Raw genomic sequence first — 15,258 nt, 5'->3', positions numbered from 1 at the left:
GCGAGGTTATCCGCGAGCTGCGACATCCGCGGCGCGCCACTCCACCCATGCTCCGAGCGGGTCGACGACGGCAAGCGCTCTCTCGTCCATCCCCAACACGAAACCGGGCCAGCTGGCGGCATCCCTGCCCCAGCGATGGTGAAGCGCAGGCGGATCGATCGATACCCAGCGCGTGCCCGGCCGCGTCGCGCGCAGCGCATCGATCTGTGCGAACAACCGCTCACGTCCCGCGCGCGGGATATGGGGCAGCACGCCCGGTGTGGTCACGATGAGCGTCGCCCCTGCGGGCGCGGCCTCGGCAGCCCCGGCGAGAAGCCCGTCGGCGGTCGCGTCCCCCGCGACCAGCAGCGGAGGATCCTCACGGACGAGGTCCAGCGCCGCGGTGATCCGCTCGACGCGCCCCTCTTCGCCCGGCCACACGAGCGAGGTCAGAAAGCGACGGTCGGCAACGGATGCCGCATCCAGCGGCGCGAGGTCGATGCCGGCGCGCCACACGACCTCGGGAGGGCGAAGCTCGGGCAGCCCCTGCGCGCGGCTGCGAAGAACGACCGGCGATGGCCCACTGACCGGATCGAGGCCCGGTCCGTCCTCATAGCGGTAGGAGTAGCGGTCGGGGTACAGGCACAGTCCCGCGCTGGCGCCGACCTCGAGGAGCGCAAGAGGGCCGTCGACGAGGGCGAGCGCGGGCAGCAGAGCCGCGCACCGCAGGGGCTCGTTGGTCTGCAGTCCGCGGGCCACGCACTCGGCCGCGACGGCCTCGACGTGCTCCGCCAACCAGCGCGACCACGCCGGATAGTCCCCCTCTGCCGCTCCCAGCATCCGGGTGACCGCGAACACCAGGGGCGGTTGGCGGCGCGCCGCCGGAAGGCGGGCCAGGAGACGCTGCGCGACAGGGTCGTTCGCCACTCCGTCGGCCCACTGCGCGTACAGCTCGGAGCGCCCCGGCGCCTCCTCGGTCGCGAAGCGGCGGTAGCGCTCCGCGACGCGGGCCGCCTCGGCATCCGTTGTGGGCAGCATCCCCCCATTGTGAGGGCAGGGGCCGCTCACGAGGCGTTCGCGACGATGAGCGTCACGAGAACGGAACAGTCCGCCGCCGATTCGTGTTGACTTCTCTTGAGGAGGAACAATGTCCTATCCCACCCAGAAGTCCGAGTCCGAGTGGCGCGCAGAGCTCACCGCCGACCAGTACGCCGTGTTGCGCGAGGCCGCGACCGAACGCCCCTGGACCGGCGAGTTGCTCGACGAGAGCCGCGCGGGCCTGTACACCTGTGCCGCGTGCGGCAATGAGCTGTTCAAGAGCGGCACGAAGTTCGATTCGCACTGCGGATGGCCGAGCTTCTACGAATCGGTGCGACCCGAGGCGGTCGAACTGATCGAGGACCGCAGCCACGGCATGGTGCGCACCGAAGTGCGATGCGCCCAGTGCGGCTCCCATCTCGGGCACGTCTTCCCCGACGGGTTCGGGACCCCGACCGGCGACCGGTACTGCATGAACTCGATCGCTCTGAACTTCACTCCCGAAGAGTCCTGATGGCGCGTGGTCACGTGCGCGGTCCCGGCCGCGCACGTGACCATACTCGTGACCACACCCGTGACCACGGCACAACGACGATGGCGACGGATGCAAGAGCGATGAGCGCCACCAGCACCTCGCGCGCGAGGCCCGGACTGGCCGGCGCCGGCCAGATCGCGTCCAACACGAGCGCCGTCACGAGCTGACCGACCACCGAACCGAGAACGAGCAGCAGCACACCCGTCCTGCGCACCAGAGCGGCAGACAACAGGATGTAACCCACCCCGAGTGCACCCCCCAGGTACGGCCACGGGTCGCTCGGCCAGCTCGTCGGGAGCCCCACGGCGACGACATGCACGGCAGCGATCAGCACCAGGACGATCGTGCCGCCGAAGAAGTTGACCACTGTGGCGGCCATTGCGGATCCGGTTGCTCCGCGCAGTCTGCCGTTCGTCGCTTGCTGCCACGCGACCCCGCCACCTGACAGGAGCGGCAGAAGCAACATCCACCACGGAACTCCGGTGAGGTTTCCTCCGGTCACGGAGATCCCCACGGCGACCAGTGCGACAGCGCCTCCTGTCACTCGGCGGACCGTCACCGGCACCACGCCGGAGGGCCCGTAGCCGATCCGATCGATCAGGATACCGAAGACGATCTGGCCCGCGACGAATCCGACGGTGAACAGCGACACACCGATGATGCCGGCGGTCAGGCTCTGACTGGAGACCGTGAACGCGCCGGCGAGCCCTCCTGCCAGCATCCACCACCGGATGCTGCCCGCGCGCACGCCGTCGCGGAGCGCCAGGAGTCCGCGCCGTCCCGCAGGGGTGAGCGCCGCGATCACCGCGATGAGAACGAGTCCCGAGCCGAACGAGAACGCCGCTGCCAACGTGCTGTCGTCGATACGGTGACCGAGTTGGCCGTTGGCGCGAACCTGCAGCGCGGTGAGGGCGCCGACCAGGGCAGTGCCGAGGAGCCCGAGGGCCGTCGCTGCTCTGCCGGACGTCACCGGTTCATTCTGCCCGAGACGGCGGCGATGCCCGATGACAACGTCGGCGTCGGCATCCAATCGCGACACCGACGTACGTGGAGCCGACGACGGGACGTGAACCCGTAACCGCCCGATGACAACGTCGGCGTCGGCATCCGATCGCGACACCGACGTACGTGGAGCCGACGACGGGACGTGAACCCGTAACCGCCCGATGACAACGTCGGCGTCGGCATCCAATCGCGACACCGACGTGTGTGGAGCCGACGACGGGACTTGAACCCGTAACCGCCCGATTACAAGTCGGGTGCGCTACCAATTGCGCCACGTCGGCAGATGCCCCAGTCTATCGGGGCGCCGCTGTCCTCCCTGCCTCAGGAAGTCGGGGTCGGGGTCGGTGTGGGCGTCGGGGTCTGGTAGTAGGCGTCGGAGTCGATCGTGAGAACGAACTGCGCGAACTCCTTCGGGTCATCGAGCGCGCCGACGTACACCGACCCGTTCACGAGGACCAGGGGCGTTCCGGTGAGCTGCTCGCCGTCCGTCCCCGGGATCTCCTCGACCGCGCGCTCGGTGGCCTTCTTGGCCCACGCCAGGAAGTCACCGTTCTCGATGCAGCCGCGAACGACCTTGGGGCTGGACACCCCGGATGCCTGCGCGATGTCGGCGAGCTCGGTGTCGGAGTATCCGTCGGCGTCGACATCCGGCTGCTGGCTCAGCAGTGCGTTGTTGAACGCGAAGAAGGCTTCGGGCGCGTGGGTGGCGACGCAGGCGGATGCCGCGGCCGCGCGCAACGAGTACTTGGTGCCGTTGGACTTCGCGGTCAGCATCGCCACCGGGTAGTACGTGAGGCTGACGGCGCCCTCCTCGACCCACGTCGACAGCTGCGGCGCGTTGGCGAACTGGAACTCTGCGGAGCCGGTCGACAGGTAGTCCACGTAGACGCGGATCTCGATCTCGGGAGCCTCGGTGGCCACGGGGGTCGGCTCCGGGGTCGCGGTCGTCGTCGCGCCCGCTTCCAGTGACGTGCTGTCGTCAACGCCCTCGGCAGCGACCACGACACCGCCGACCGCGGTGACCGGGAATCCGTCAGCCTTCGCGGCAGCAGGGGTGAGCGCGCGCGTGGAGGTCGTCGAGGTGACGGCCCAGGTGACTGACACCGCGACGACAGCGACCACCGCGACGATCCCCACACCGATGATTCCGGCACGGATGCGGCGCGCGCGCGTCTGCTTCGCGTGGACCTTCTGGGCCTTCTCGCGTACCGCTTCGCGGCGGTCGCGAGCTTCGGGCGCCGCGGGCTGCTCGCCGCTGGGCGTCTGGTCGCTCGACATGGAACCTCTTCACACAACAAGGGGCCGGGCCGTGCCCGGCAGGGGGCCGTGGTGCCGGCCCGGGTGCCGCTCAGGTGACGGCCACCGCCCCCGATGGTAGCCAGAGAGCCTGGGAAAAGCCCAGACATGGCCCCTTTCTCGACGGCGGTGTTACTCGTCGGCTTCTTCCTGCTTGCCGCGCATCACGAGCAGCGGGTCGGGTGTGCCCACGACGTCGACATCCTTGTCGTCGTAGTCGAACTGCCCGAGGAAGAACCGCATAGCGTTGATGCGCGCCCGCTTCTTGTCGTTGGAACGCACGATCGTCCACGGCGCGTACTTCTTGTCGGTGCGGCGGAACATCTCCTCTTTCGCGACGGTGTACTCGGCCCACTTGTCCAACGAGGCGATATCCATGGGTGAGAGCTTCCACCGGCGCACGGGATCGAGCTGGCGCAGGGCGAAGCGGGTGCGCTGCTCGGTGCGCGAGACCGAGAACCAGAACTTCGTGAGGTGGATGCCGGATTCGACCAGCATCCGCTCGAACGAGGGCGTCTGCTCCATGAACGTCTCGTACTCCTCGTCCGAGCAGAACCCCATCACCCGCTCGACGCCGGCGCGGTTGTACCAGGAACGGTCGAACATGACGATCTCGCCGGAGGTCGGGAAGTGCTGGATGTAGCGCTGGTAATACCACTGGCCGTGCTCGCGGTCGCTGGGCTTGGCCAGCGCGACCACGCGCGCGGTGCGCGGGTTCAGGTGCTCGGTGAACCGCTTGATCGTGCCGCCCTTGCCCGCGGCATCGCGACCTTCGAACAGGATGATCGCGCGGCGGCCCGTGTCCTCGAGCCAGTACTGGAACTTCAGCAGCTCGACTTGCAGGCGGTACTTCTCGAGCTCGTACTCCTCCCGGCTCATCCGCTCCGCGTAGGGGTACCCCTCCTGCCAGGTGTAGACGGGGTTGCCCTGCGGGTCGATCAGGTCCGGGTCGGGGGTATGCCCGTCGCGGACGGTGTAGCCGCGCTCGCGCAGGTACTCGATGTAGGCCCGCATGTCGCCGGCAGGAACGTTCTCGAACATGGCTACCTCCGAGTGCGCCGTCGGGATCGCGCACACCCCGTTCGCATTGTCGCCCACTCAGCTGCGTCGCACGAGACCCTAGACCACCCCGGGGTGAACATCCGGTGACGATCGCCCCTCGCACCCGAGGGGCCGCAGCGCGTGGGAGGCTGGACAGATGCGTATCGCTCTGACCGGTTCGACCGGAAAACTGGGAACCGTCGTGGTCCGCGACCTGCGCGCCGCAGGCCACGAGGTGATCGGCATGGACATCGCCGGCAGCCCCGCGCCGGGCTTCTTGCAGGTCGATCTCACCGACTACGGGCAGGTGATCGATGCGCTCTCGGGCCTCGGGGACCGGGACGAACGAGGCGTGGACGCGGTCGTCCATCTTGCGGCCATCCCCGCTCCCGGCATCCGTTCCGACGTGGCTGTCTTCCACAACAACATGGCGGCGACGTTCAACGTCTTCTGGGCGAGCGTGAGACTCGGCATCCGTCGCCTTGTCTACGCCTCGAGCGAGACGGTCCTCGGACTTCCCTTCGACGTCCCGCCACCGTATGTGCCGGTCGACGAGGAGTACGAGCCTCGCCCCGAGAGCGTGTACTCGCTCGTGAAGACGCTGGAAGAGCGGATGGCGCACGAGCTGGTGCGCTGGCATCCCGACCTGTCCATCACGGCGTTGCGCTTCTCGAACGTCATGGTGCCCGAGGACTACGCGGCCTTCCCCGACTTCGACGCCGACGCACGGACACGCAAGTGGAACCTGTGGGGCTACATCGACGCCCGCGACGGCGCGCAGGCGGTGGCGCGCGCGCTCGAGGTCGCGCCTGCCGGTTTCGAGCAGTACATCATCGCCGCCGCCGACACGGTGATGTCCCGGCCCAACGCCGAACTGCTCGCTGAGGTGTTCCCCGATGTCCCCGTGAAGGGCGAGGTGGGGGCGAACCACACGCTGCTGTCGATCGAGAAGGCCCGACGGATGCTGGGCTACGCCCCGCAGTATTCCTGGCGCGATCACGTCTGACCCCTCGCACCGCGGCCCTCGCTGGTCGCTCCCAGGTGGGAGTGGCATACTGACAGGTGCGCCCGATGACGGGCGTGCGGGCCAAGCCCCCGCTCATCCTCACAACGGATCGTCCGGCACGTACCTGCCGGTGAAGGAGAAGAAGAAATGGCGTCCGTCACCTTTGACAACGCAACCCGCCTCTACCCGGGTGGAACCCGTCCCGCGGTCGACAAGCTGAACCTCGAAGTGGGAGACGGCGAGTTCCTCGTCCTGGTCGGCCCCTCCGGCTGCGGAAAGTCCACCTCGCTGCGCATGCTCGCCGGCCTCGAAGAGGTCAACTCGGGTCACATCCGCATCGGCGAGCGCGACGTCACCGACGTCCCGCCGAAGGACCGCGACATCGCGATGGTGTTCCAGAACTACGCGCTGTACCCGCACATGACGGTCGCCGAGAACATGGGCTTCGCCCTCAAGATCGCCGGCGTCAACAAGGACGAGCGCGCCGCCCGCGTCCTGGAGGCTGCCAAGCTCCTCGACCTCGAGCAGTACCTCGACCGCAAGCCGAAGGCCCTCTCGGGTGGTCAGCGTCAGCGTGTCGCGATGGGCCGCGCGATCGTGCGCCAGCCCCAGGTGTTCCTCATGGACGAGCCGCTGTCGAACCTCGACGCGAAGCTGCGCGTGCAGACCCGTACCCAGATCGCCTCGTTGCAGCGCCGCCTGGGAGTCACCACCGTCTACGTGACCCACGACCAGACCGAGGCTCTGACGATGGGCGACCGCATCGCGGTGCTCAAGGACGGCATCCTGCAGCAGGTCGGCACCCCCCGAGACCTGTACGAAGCGCCCAAGAACATCTTCGTCGCGGGCTTCATCGGCTCCCCCGCCATGAACCTGTTCCCGGTGGACATCGTCGACGGCGGCGTCAACTTCGGTACCCACCTCGTGCCGGTCGAGCGCGAGGTGCTCGCCAAGGCCACCGGCAAGGAGCTGACGATCGGCGTCCGTCCCGAGGACATCGAGGTCGCGCCGGCCGACGGCAAGGGCCTGTCGGTGGTCGTGGACCTCGTCGAAGAGCTCGGTGCCGACGGCTACCTGTACGGTCACGCCGACATCAACGGCAAGCGCACGGATGTCGTCGCTCGCGTCGACGGCCGCAGCCACCCGCACGCGGGTGAGACCGTCGTGCTGGCGCCGGTCCTCGACCACGTGCACCTGTTCGACCTCGAGTCGGGCGAGCGCTTGACAGAGAAGGCCGTCGCTTCGGTCTGACCTTTCCCCATCGTGACGGCGCGGATGTCTGGGACGTCCGCGCCGTCACGCATGTCACCCCGATGCGGAGGAACGGATGTCGCACACGCAGCTGTCCATCACAGCGAGCACCGTCGATCCCGGCCTGCTGACTCTGCCGTGGTCTGTGCCGCTGGTCGAGTGGCCCTCTGACACCATCGTCTCCCTCCCCAAGGGCATCTCTCGCCACACCGTCCGTTTCGCGAGCCTGTCGGGTCGGGTCGTCGCGATCAAAGAGACGACGGAGGAGATGGCACGACGCGAGTACGACATGCTGGGAAACCTCGCCCGCCTTGACGCCCCGTGCGTGGAACGGGTCGCGGTCATCGCCGGACGACGGGACGCCGAGGGTGAACCGCTGCCGGCAGCCCTGGTGACCGCGCACCTGAAGTTCTCGCTGCCCTACCGGGCCCTGTTCACCCAGGTGCTTCGCCCGACGACCGCGACGCGCCTGGTCGATGCCCTCGCGGTACTCCTGGTGCGGCTGCACAACGTCGGGTTCTTCTGGGGCGACGTGTCGCTCTCGAACACGCTGTTCCGTCGTGATGCCGGTGCGTTCGCGGCCTACCTCGTGGATGCCGAGACCGGTGAGCTGCACGAGAGCGGCCTGACCCCCGGGCAGCGGGAGCACGACCTTGACGTGGCCAGGACCAACATCGCGGGCGAGATCATGGACCTCGAGGCCGGCGGACGCCTGGAGGGCGGGGTGGATGCCGTCGAGATCGCGGACGGCATCATGAGCGCCTACCGATCGCTCTGGCGAGAACTGACCGAGATCGAGACTTTCGAAGCACGCGAGGCGTGGCGGATCACCGAGCGCGTCGAGCGCCTCAACGAACTCGGCTTCGACATCGGCGAGATGTCGATGGAGACCACCGCCGACGGAACCCGTGTATCCATCCAGCCCAAGGTCGTGGATGCGGGCCACCACCAACGCCGACTCATCCGTCTGACGGGACTCGACGTCGAGGAGAACCAGGCTCGCCGTCTGCTGAACGATCTCGACGAGTTCCAGGCGCGCGGATCGCGGGCAGGCGACGACGAAGAGATGGTCGCTCACGAGTGGCTCACTCGGGTGTTCGAGCCCGTCATCCGCGCCATCCCGTTCGATCTGCGCGCCAAGCTCGAGCCCGCCGAGGTCTACCACCAGTTCCTTGAACACCGGTGGTACATGTCGCAGGCGCGGGGTCAGTCGGTTCCCGTTGCGGAGGCCGTCACGAGCTACATCGACGACGTCCTCCGGTACCGCCGCGACGAAGCGACAGTGATGGGTCCGCCGACCGACACCCTCGCGATCCCCATCGTCACCGATGCGATTCCGACCACGCGCAGCCCGTCGACGGGGCCGACCGACTGGCGCGATCTGGTCTGAGCAGACCGGCGCCGGTCAGTATCCGACGGTGAAGCGCGCCCGAACGTGCTGGGGGTTCTCGATCTCATCGAGCACCGCCACGGCGAGGTCCGCCCCCGAGATGAACGACTCGCCCTGGGCATCCGTCACGATGACGTCGCCGCCGGTCCGGTAGGTACCGGTGCGCTCACCCGGATTCCAGGCGCCGAACCCGCCCGCCGGGTGGACGAAGAACCAGTCCCTCCCGGACGTGTCGGCCTGCAGGTCCTCGAGGATGCCGATCGCTTCGAACGCTTCGGGCTTGAACTCCTCGGGAAAGCCGCTGTCGATCACCCGCGGTCCGCCCGGAGCCACAAGGCTGCCGCCCGCGCCGCCGATCACGCCGATGCGCACATCCCCGGGCAGCACCGACAGCAGCTGCTCGATCGCGGGGCGGACCTTGCCGAGCATGTCGCCGCGCGGCGCGACAGCAGACACGAGGACATCGACACCCGCGAGCTCCTCGACGAGCCCGGGAACGTCGAGGATGCTTCCCTCGACATACGTCGCACCATGCACCCGCTCCGATGGCACTGACCGCGCAACCGAAACCACGGTGTGACCGCGGTCGACCGCTTCCTTGACGATGTGCGATCCGGCATAGCCGGTTCCTCCGAGCACTGCGATACGAGCCATTGTGGTCCCTTTCTGCCGATGCGGCCCGAGCAGGCCGTCGTTGGATCAAACCGGTCACGGGCCGCGCTATTCCCTCGCGCCGCCACGGCGAGCGACGCGAGGCCGGGGCTCGCTCAGACCAGGATGGAGACGGGGTTCTCGACCCGGCGCTGGAAAGCTGCCAGCCACTGGGCTGCGAGCGCGCCATCCCACACACGGTGGTCGGCCGACAGAGTCACCGTCATCATCGTCGCGACCTCGATCCCGCCATCCGCCCCGACCAGCGGCCGCTTCTCGGCCGCGCCGACGGCAAGGATCCCGGCATGGGGCGGGTTCAGGATCGCCGCAAACTCGGTGGTCCCATACATGCCGAGGTTCGAGACCGAGAAGGACCCGCCGTCCAGCTCGTGTTGCTTGATCCGCCCCGCGCGCGCCCTGTCGGCGAGGTCGCGGATCGTCGCACTCAGTTCGCTCAGCGGCATCCGTTCCACGCCGCGCACGACCGGCGTGAGCAGACCCCCCTCGACGGACACGGCTACCGCGATATCCACCGACGTGAAGCGACGCGTCGCGTCCTCTGTCCAGATCGCGTTCGCCTCGGGCACATCGCGCAGCGCAGCAGCCACCGCCTTGACCACGAGGTCGTTGACCGAGACCCGAACCGTCTCCGCCAGGTTGATCTGCCGCCGAAGCTCCAGCAACGCGTCGACTCGGCAGTGCGCGACGAGGTAGAAGTGCGGCACCGTCGTCTTGCTCTCGGTGAGACGGCGGGCGATCGCACGCCGCATGCCGGTGTGCGGGATATCGGTGTAGGCCGCGTCCGGCGAGGTTCCCACGGCGCGAGCGGCTGGATCGGATGCGGGCGACGTCGCCCTGAGGTCCTCGATGTCTCGGCGCACGATGCGTCCGTTCGGCCCGGTGCCGGAAACACTCGTGAGGTCGATGCCGCGCTCGCGCGCAAGACGGCGGACGAGCGGCGTCGCGAAGATCCGTCCGGCCGGTGCAGGATCGTCGGCCCGGGAGGGGTCAGGCTCGCCGTCCGCGGTGGGCACGGGCAGGTCGGACGCCGTGGCCGATCGTTCGCTCGCGTTCACCGCCCGCGCGGCATCCTCGGAGCCCGACCCGCCTGCCGGCGACGCCCCCGCGGCCGCGATCGCCTCCTCGGCGGACTCTCCGGGCGCGCCGAGGACAGCGATGGAGGAGCCGACGGCAGTCGCCTCCCCCGCGCTCACGAGCAGCGCAGCGACAACCCCGGAGTCCTCGGCCTCGTACTCCACGACAGCCTTCTCGGTTTCGATCTCGGCGATGGGCTGCCCTTTGGTCACCTCATCGCCGACCGCCACCAGCCAGGATTGGACGGCCGCGACACCGGTGCCGGTGGCGATCTCGGGCATGCGGATGACTGTGGCCATCATCGACCTCCCCACGCGGCGCGGACCCGTTCGAGCCCGGCGACGACCTCCTCGGTCCGTGCGATCGCGGCGCGCTCGAGCACCTGGGAGATGCTGGGACTGGCTTCGCCTCCCGTCACGCGTTCCACGGGCTGGTCGAGCCAGTCGAACAGTCGGCGCTGGATCTCGTCGGCAAGCCACGCGCCGTAAGAGGTGCCGCGAGCGCCTTGCTCCACGATCAGCACGGCGTTGGTCTTGCGCACACTCGCCTCGATCGTCGTCCAGTCCAGGGAGGCCCGGTCAAGCCACCGGAGGTCGATCACCTCCGCGTCGATCCCGGTCTGCTCGACGGCCTCGAGCGCGTGCCCCACCATCGACAGGTAGCTCACGACCGTGACATCGGAGCCTTCACGGCGCACCACGGCGCGCCCCGGCGGCAGGATGCCGTCAAGGTCCCCGTCGGGCACCGCTGACACCGTGTTGTAGAGGTCGACGTGCTCGATCACCAGCACAGGGTCATCGAGAGCGAGAGCGGCGTTCATCAGACCGACGTAGTCAGCCGCCGTCGACGGTGCGACGATCCGCCACCCGGGCGCGGTCGCGAACACGCCCGCTGGATCCATGAGGTGCTGGGATCCGTACCCGGAGCCCATCGCAACCTTCGTGCGCAACACGAGCGGCACGGGATTGTCTCCGCCGAACATGTGTCGCGCCTTGCCGACCTGATTGAAGACCTGATCGGCTGCGACCCACATGAAATCCGGATACATGAACTCGACCACCGGCCGGAAACGCCCGTCGAGAGCGAGCCCGCCTGCCAGTCCGAAGAACCCGTTCTCGCTGATCGGGGTACCCACGACTCGGCCGGGGAAACGCTCAGCCAAGCCCTTCGTCGCGCCGTTGGTGCCGCCCTTGAGCCGGTGGACGTCTTCGCCGAGCACCACGATGCGCTCATCGGTCTCCATCCGCCGGGCCATGACCTCAGCCACGGCGTCGACGAAGGTGATCTCCCGGGTCGCGGCGGCGTCGAGGATCGGCAGCTCCTCGAGCTCGCTGGCATCTCCCCGGATGCCGACATCGACGAAACTCGGATCGGGCCAGAGCTCCGGCCGGATGCGGCGGCGCCCGTCCCGATCGGGATCGGCTTCGATGAGCTCCGCAACCGCGGCTTCCATCGCCGCCTGGGAGCGAGCGCGAAGCTCGGCGACCTCATCCTCGGTGATCTGGCCGAGCGTGTGCATCTCAGCGGCGACGCGCGTGAGCGGATCACGCGCGCGCCAGTCCGCTTCTTCTTGCTTGGTGCGATACCCGAAGGCGCTCCCCGGGTATGGACCGTTCTGGTGGAAGTAGCGGTAGACGTCGGCTTCGATGATCGTGGCACCCTCCCCCGCACGCAGGCGCTCGGCCGCCTCGGTCATCGCGAGGTACACCGCGAGAGGGTCCATGCCATCGACACGCCACCCTGGGATGCTGAAGCCCTGGCCCCGTACCGACAGCCGCGTGTCGGCGGTGATCTCCTCGACGTGGGTCGAGACGGCGTACATGTTGTTCTCGATGAAGAAGCACACCGGCAGCCGCCAGGCCGACCCGAGGTTCATCGATTCGAGCACTGATCCGATCTGGCTCGCGCCGTCACCGAAGTAGTTCACCGTCAGGTCGGTGGTGCCGGCGTGCTTCTGGGCCCAGGCGTTGCCCGCGGCCATCGGCGCGCCCCCTCCGACGATCGCGTTCGTGCCGAGCGCCCCCGCTTCGAACCACTGCAGGTGCATCGACCCGCCGCGTCCGCGGCAGTAGCCCTGGGCGAGGCCGAGGATCTCGGCCAGGGTTCGCTGCAAGACAGTCTGCACGGCGGGCGTGACCGGATCGCGCGGGTCCACCGCGCCGCCGGTGACGTGGGTGAGGGCCTTGGCGAGGAACTGATGGTGTCCGCGATGCGAGCCGTTGACGGCATCCGTCGAGCGAAGCCCCACGATCGATCCGACGGCTCCGCCCTCCTGGCCGATGCTGGAGTGCGCTGGTCCGTGGACAAGCCCTTCCGCGGCGAGCGCGAGCACGGTCTCTTCGAACGCACGGATCAGGTGGAGTTCGGCGAGCATCGTTCCGAGAAGGTCGGGACCTGCAGCCTTCCAGTCGGCGGGGGTCGTCGTCAGCTGCACCCAGTCGGTGCCGGTTTCCAGTCGTCGGCGTCGCGGCATCTCATCCACCCTCGCGTCGTTGCGTATCCAGGTCTTGTCTGCTGAGACTGTACGCGCGATTGCATCCAATCACAACACTTTTGTGGGTGAAATCGGTTTCTGTTGAGCCTGAGCGGCCTATCTGGATACAATCCAGCCAACACCCGCGACCAAGGAGGTTCACATGGCACTCCCCGGCGTACGCGGCCTCGATCACGTCGGATTCACGGTTCCCGACCTCGATGAAGCGCACGGGTTCCTGGTCGACATCCTCGGCGCAACACACGTCTACACCCTTGGCGCGAAGCGCGCTGACGACGACTGGATGAGCGTGCACCTCGGGGTGGACCCCCGCACCGAGATCCGCGAGATCCGGTTCTATCGACTCGGACACGGCACGAACCTGGAAGTGTTCCAGTACGACAGCGCCGACGGACAGGCCCCCCAGCCGCGCAACAGTGATATCGGCGGCCACCACCTCGCTCTCTATGTCGATGACATGGACGCGGCCGTGGACTACTTGCGACAGCACGAAGTCGAGGTCATGGGCACCCCGGTGGCCAGCGCCGGCGCATCCGCCGGCCAGCGATGGCTGTACTTCCGGAGCCCGTGGGGCATGCAATTCGAGCTCGTCAGCTACCCCGCGGGCAAAGCGTACGAGGCTGGAGCCACGACGCTCTTGTGGCATCCGAAGGACCCGGCGCGGTGACCGGCGGGCCGCACCTGAGCTCGATCGCCGGTCCCCGAAGTCGAGACGGTGACGCGGGAGCCCGTATCGCCGACGACATCCGACGCGGCATCATCGACGGCAGCCGACCGCCGGGAACACGGGTCCGCCAGGAGGATCTGGCTGCGCGCTACGGTGCGAGTCGAGTTCCGGTGCGCGAAGCGATCCGCCAGCTCGAGTACGAGGGGCTGTTGACGGTTGTGCCCAACGCGGGCGCGTGGGTGTCGACGATGACGCTCGCCGAGTGCGAGGAGATCTACCGAATGCGCGAGCGCCTCGAGCCCCTCCTGCTGTCGTACAGCGCTCCCCACCTCTCCGACGAGGCGGTCACCGAACTCGCCGCGCTCGCCGACCGGATCAGCAACACCGGCCACGACACCGAGGCGTTCCTCGCGCTCGATGCAACGTTCCATCACGCCAGCTACGCTGCAGCCGACACGGCTCACCTGTCGGACCTGGTGCTTCGGCTCTGGAACATGACAGCCCCGTACCGCCGAAGCTATGTCGCCTCGTGGACCTCGGATGCGCGCCGCATCGCGCACGAAGAGCACCACCTGATCGTGGCGGCACTGCGCGACCACGACACTGCCGAGGCCGAACGGGTGCTGGCTGCGCATATCCGGCGCACACGCCGTCAGCTCGCCCGTACGCCGGAGATCTTCGCAGACCGGTTCGGTCCTCGTTAGTCCCTGAGCTTCGCCGGATCCGAGGACACGCACCCACCGAACCGAGCAGGCCGCGGTGGAGATCACACCGTGGCCAGCGGCTCCCGCAGAGCCGGGAGGTGGGAGGCCGCCGGCGAGAGGTGTCCCCCCTCGATCAGGCGCGCCAGCTCGACCACCCGCGAATTGACCGGGGTCGGGATGCCGTGAACGGCGCCGCGGGCGATGACATGACCGTTGAGGTCGTCGACCTCGCTGTGGCGCCCCTTCTCCCAGTCCTGCAGCACGGTCGTGGTGGCTCCCGGAACGACGAAACTCGCGAACAGCTTGTCCGTCATGATGTCCACCACCCGATCGGGGTCACTCACCTCGTCGCTGCTCAAACCGAAGATCGGCAGAACGGGGTGCCCTTCCGCCGCACCGACTCGCATCGCTTCGTTCCCCGCCGCGACCATGACCTCGCGAAAGCCCGGTTGCTGAAGAGCATCGATCATCGGCAGCCCCAGAATCGCCGAAGTGACCAGCAGAGTGCTGTTGCTGACGAGCCTCATCCACTTCGCCGCCAAGATGTCGTCGAAGACGTCCACCGTGCCGGACAGACCGAGGATCCGGACCAGCTCAGGGATACGGTGGGCCGGGCCGCCATCCGTCGCCCCGACCGCGAACCACGATCGGGAGACCGGGGTATGCCGGTGGACGACTCCCGGATCCGTCATCGTCGCGGAGCACTCGATCACACACCCGAGAGTCCGTGTCCGACCCACCGCCTCAGCGATGACCCCGGCGGTCATCCCGTTCTGCACGCCGACGAGGATGCCGTCGTCGGCGAGGTACGGCTCGATAAGTCGAGCAGCCCACGCCGCGTCATAGGCCTTCACGAGCATCAGCACGACGTCGAACCGGCCGCGCAACTCCGCCACCTGACAGAAGTGTCGGACATCCGGCTGCACACGGTACTCCTCGTCCGGCGTGATGATGCGCAATCCATCGGCCCTCATGCGCTCGACGTGGGCCGGCCACTGCTCGATGAGCGTGACATCCTCCCCCGCACGGATGAGATCCGCGCCGATCGACGCCCCGTTGGCGCCAGCACCCAGAACCGCGATCCGCGTCATCGTCGGCCTCCCCTC

Annotated in this window: 14 protein-coding genes and 1 tRNA gene; 6 read left to right on the top strand and 9 right to left on the bottom strand. The window is 68.2% G+C overall.

What is annotated here, in order from left to right; translation table 11 throughout:
- Window positions 1-6 precede the first annotated feature (6 nt).
- On the bottom strand, window positions 7-1,017 hold the full coding sequence (locus tag ACSGC5_RS02745) for a DUF2332 domain-containing protein (protein ID WP_434969079.1): 1,011 nt from the start codon (window positions 1,015-1,017) through the stop codon (window positions 7-9).
- A gap of 109 nt (window positions 1,018-1,126) precedes the next feature.
- Between ACSGC5_RS02745 and msrB the strand changes: the two genes are divergently transcribed.
- The gene (msrB, locus tag ACSGC5_RS02740) at window positions 1,127-1,531 is read left to right on the top strand and encodes a peptide-methionine (R)-S-oxide reductase MsrB (protein ID WP_434969078.1); all 405 of its coding nucleotides are present in this window, start codon (window positions 1,127-1,129) and stop codon (window positions 1,529-1,531) included.
- Between the two features lie 10 nt (window positions 1,532-1,541).
- Here msrB and ACSGC5_RS02735 read toward each other — a convergent pair whose 3' ends face one another.
- The 4 genes from ACSGC5_RS02735 to ppk2 form a co-directional block, all read right to left on the bottom strand.
- Window positions 1,542-2,522, bottom strand: coding sequence for a DMT family transporter (locus ACSGC5_RS02735; RefSeq protein WP_434969077.1), 981 nt, complete (start codon window positions 2,520-2,522; stop codon window positions 1,542-1,544).
- 240 nt (window positions 2,523-2,762) lie between these two features.
- Window positions 2,763-2,838: transfer RNA gene (locus ACSGC5_RS02730), tRNA-Thr, on the bottom strand.
- 40 nt (window positions 2,839-2,878) lie between these two features.
- Window positions 2,879-3,835, bottom strand: coding sequence for a DsbA family protein (locus tag ACSGC5_RS02725; RefSeq protein ID WP_434969076.1), 957 nt, complete (start codon window positions 3,833-3,835; stop codon window positions 2,879-2,881).
- 150 nt (window positions 3,836-3,985) lie between these two features.
- On the bottom strand, window positions 3,986-4,894 hold the full coding sequence (gene ppk2, locus ACSGC5_RS02720; RefSeq protein WP_434969075.1) for a polyphosphate kinase 2: 909 nt from the start codon (window positions 4,892-4,894) through the stop codon (window positions 3,986-3,988).
- A gap of 157 nt (window positions 4,895-5,051) precedes the next feature.
- Here ppk2 and ACSGC5_RS02715 point away from each other — a divergent pair, with 157 nt between their 5' ends.
- The 3 genes from ACSGC5_RS02715 to ACSGC5_RS02705 all read left to right on the top strand — a co-directional run bounded on the left by ACSGC5_RS02715 (window position 5,052) and on the right by ACSGC5_RS02705 (window position 8,541).
- Window positions 5,052-5,900 (top strand): NAD-dependent epimerase/dehydratase family protein, encoded by an 849-nt coding sequence (locus ACSGC5_RS02715; RefSeq protein ID WP_434969074.1) that lies wholly within the window; start codon window positions 5,052-5,054, stop codon window positions 5,898-5,900.
- A gap of 147 nt (window positions 5,901-6,047) precedes the next feature.
- Entirely contained in the window at window positions 6,048-7,151 is a 1,104-nt protein-coding gene (locus ACSGC5_RS02710; protein WP_434969073.1) for an ABC transporter ATP-binding protein, read from the top strand.
- A 76-nt stretch (window positions 7,152-7,227) separates the two neighbouring features.
- Window positions 7,228-8,541 carry a DUF4032 domain-containing protein gene (locus tag ACSGC5_RS02705; protein ID WP_434969072.1) on the top strand — a complete coding sequence of 438 codons (1,314 nt, stop codon included), beginning with the start codon at window positions 7,228-7,230 and terminating at the stop codon, window positions 8,539-8,541.
- Between the two features lie 15 nt (window positions 8,542-8,556).
- On the opposite strand, the gene ACSGC5_RS02700 is transcribed toward ACSGC5_RS02705, so the two are convergent.
- The 3 genes from ACSGC5_RS02700 to ACSGC5_RS02690 all read right to left on the bottom strand — a co-directional run bounded on the left by ACSGC5_RS02700 (window position 8,557) and on the right by ACSGC5_RS02690 (window position 12,760).
- Window positions 8,557-9,195 (bottom strand): NAD(P)-dependent oxidoreductase, encoded by a 639-nt coding sequence (locus ACSGC5_RS02700; RefSeq protein WP_434969071.1) that lies wholly within the window; start codon window positions 9,193-9,195, stop codon window positions 8,557-8,559.
- Window positions 9,196-9,308: 113 nt separating this feature from the next.
- Window positions 9,309-10,568: a dihydrolipoamide acetyltransferase family protein gene (locus ACSGC5_RS02695; RefSeq protein WP_434969070.1), complete on the bottom strand. Its 1,260-nt coding sequence runs from the start codon at window positions 10,566-10,568 to the stop codon at window positions 9,309-9,311.
- Window positions 10,569-10,585: 17 nt separating this feature from the next.
- A complete protein-coding gene (locus ACSGC5_RS02690) occupies window positions 10,586-12,760 on the bottom strand; it encodes an alpha-ketoacid dehydrogenase subunit alpha/beta (RefSeq protein WP_434969069.1) in 2,175 nt (724 codons plus the stop codon).
- Between the two features lie 163 nt (window positions 12,761-12,923).
- Here ACSGC5_RS02690 and ACSGC5_RS02685 point away from each other — a divergent pair, with 163 nt between their 5' ends.
- Both ACSGC5_RS02685 and ACSGC5_RS02680 read left to right on the top strand, forming a co-directional pair.
- A complete protein-coding gene (locus ACSGC5_RS02685; RefSeq protein ID WP_434969068.1) occupies window positions 12,924-13,448 on the top strand; it encodes a VOC family protein in 525 nt (174 codons plus the stop codon).
- Complete coding sequence (locus tag ACSGC5_RS02680; protein ID WP_434969067.1) at window positions 13,445-14,152, top strand: GntR family transcriptional regulator; 708 nt, start codon at window positions 13,445-13,447, stop codon at window positions 14,150-14,152. The genes ACSGC5_RS02685 and ACSGC5_RS02680 overlap by 4 nt, the downstream gene beginning before the upstream one ends.
- Window positions 14,153-14,214: 62 nt before the next feature.
- Here the strand turns inward: ACSGC5_RS02680 and ACSGC5_RS02675 are convergent, their stop codons facing one another.
- Window positions 14,215-15,243: a ketopantoate reductase family protein gene (locus tag ACSGC5_RS02675; protein ID WP_434969066.1), complete on the bottom strand. Its 1,029-nt coding sequence runs from the start codon at window positions 15,241-15,243 to the stop codon at window positions 14,215-14,217.
- Between the last annotated feature and the right edge of the window lie 15 nt (window positions 15,244-15,258).

This window comes from Microbacterium sp. bgisy207 (genome assembly GCF_965345035.1).
In the GTDB taxonomy this organism is placed as follows: Bacteria; Actinomycetota; Actinomycetes; order Actinomycetales; family Microbacteriaceae; genus Microbacterium.
The sequence above is the reverse complement of the archived record's forward strand: the minus strand, read 5'-3'. Positions and strand labels throughout refer to the sequence as shown.

Excerpts from the sequence above, each read along its gene's own strand:
- ACSGC5_RS02690 (WP_434969069.1), bottom strand. The coding sequence starts at position 12,760 with ATGCCGCGACGCCGACGACTGGAAACCGGCACCGACTGGGTGCAGCTG.
- ACSGC5_RS02675 (WP_434969066.1), bottom strand. The coding sequence starts at position 15,243 with ATGACGCGGATCGCGGTTCTGGGTGCTGGCGCCAACGGGGCGTCGATC.
- ACSGC5_RS02710 (WP_434969073.1), top strand. The coding sequence starts at position 6,048 with ATGGCGTCCGTCACCTTTGACAACGCAACCCGCCTCTACCCGGGTGGA.
- ACSGC5_RS02725 (WP_434969076.1), bottom strand. The coding sequence starts at position 3,835 with ATGTCGAGCGACCAGACGCCCAGCGGCGAGCAGCCCGCGGCGCCCGAA.
- ACSGC5_RS02745 (WP_434969079.1), bottom strand. The coding sequence starts at position 1,017 with ATGCTGCCCACAACGGATGCCGAGGCGGCCCGCGTCGCGGAGCGCTAC.
- msrB (WP_434969078.1), top strand. The coding sequence starts at position 1,127 with ATGTCCTATCCCACCCAGAAGTCCGAGTCCGAGTGGCGCGCAGAGCTC.
- ACSGC5_RS02685 (WP_434969068.1), top strand. The coding sequence starts at position 12,924 with ATGGCACTCCCCGGCGTACGCGGCCTCGATCACGTCGGATTCACGGTT.
- ACSGC5_RS02715 (WP_434969074.1), top strand. The coding sequence starts at position 5,052 with ATGCGTATCGCTCTGACCGGTTCGACCGGAAAACTGGGAACCGTCGTG.
- ACSGC5_RS02700 (WP_434969071.1), bottom strand. The coding sequence starts at position 9,195 with ATGGCTCGTATCGCAGTGCTCGGAGGAACCGGCTATGCCGGATCGCAC.
- ppk2 (WP_434969075.1), bottom strand. The coding sequence starts at position 4,894 with ATGTTCGAGAACGTTCCTGCCGGCGACATGCGGGCCTACATCGAGTAC.
- ACSGC5_RS02695 (WP_434969070.1), bottom strand. The coding sequence starts at position 10,568 with ATGCCCGAGATCGCCACCGGCACCGGTGTCGCGGCCGTCCAATCCTGG.
- ACSGC5_RS02705 (WP_434969072.1), top strand. The coding sequence starts at position 7,228 with ATGTCGCACACGCAGCTGTCCATCACAGCGAGCACCGTCGATCCCGGC.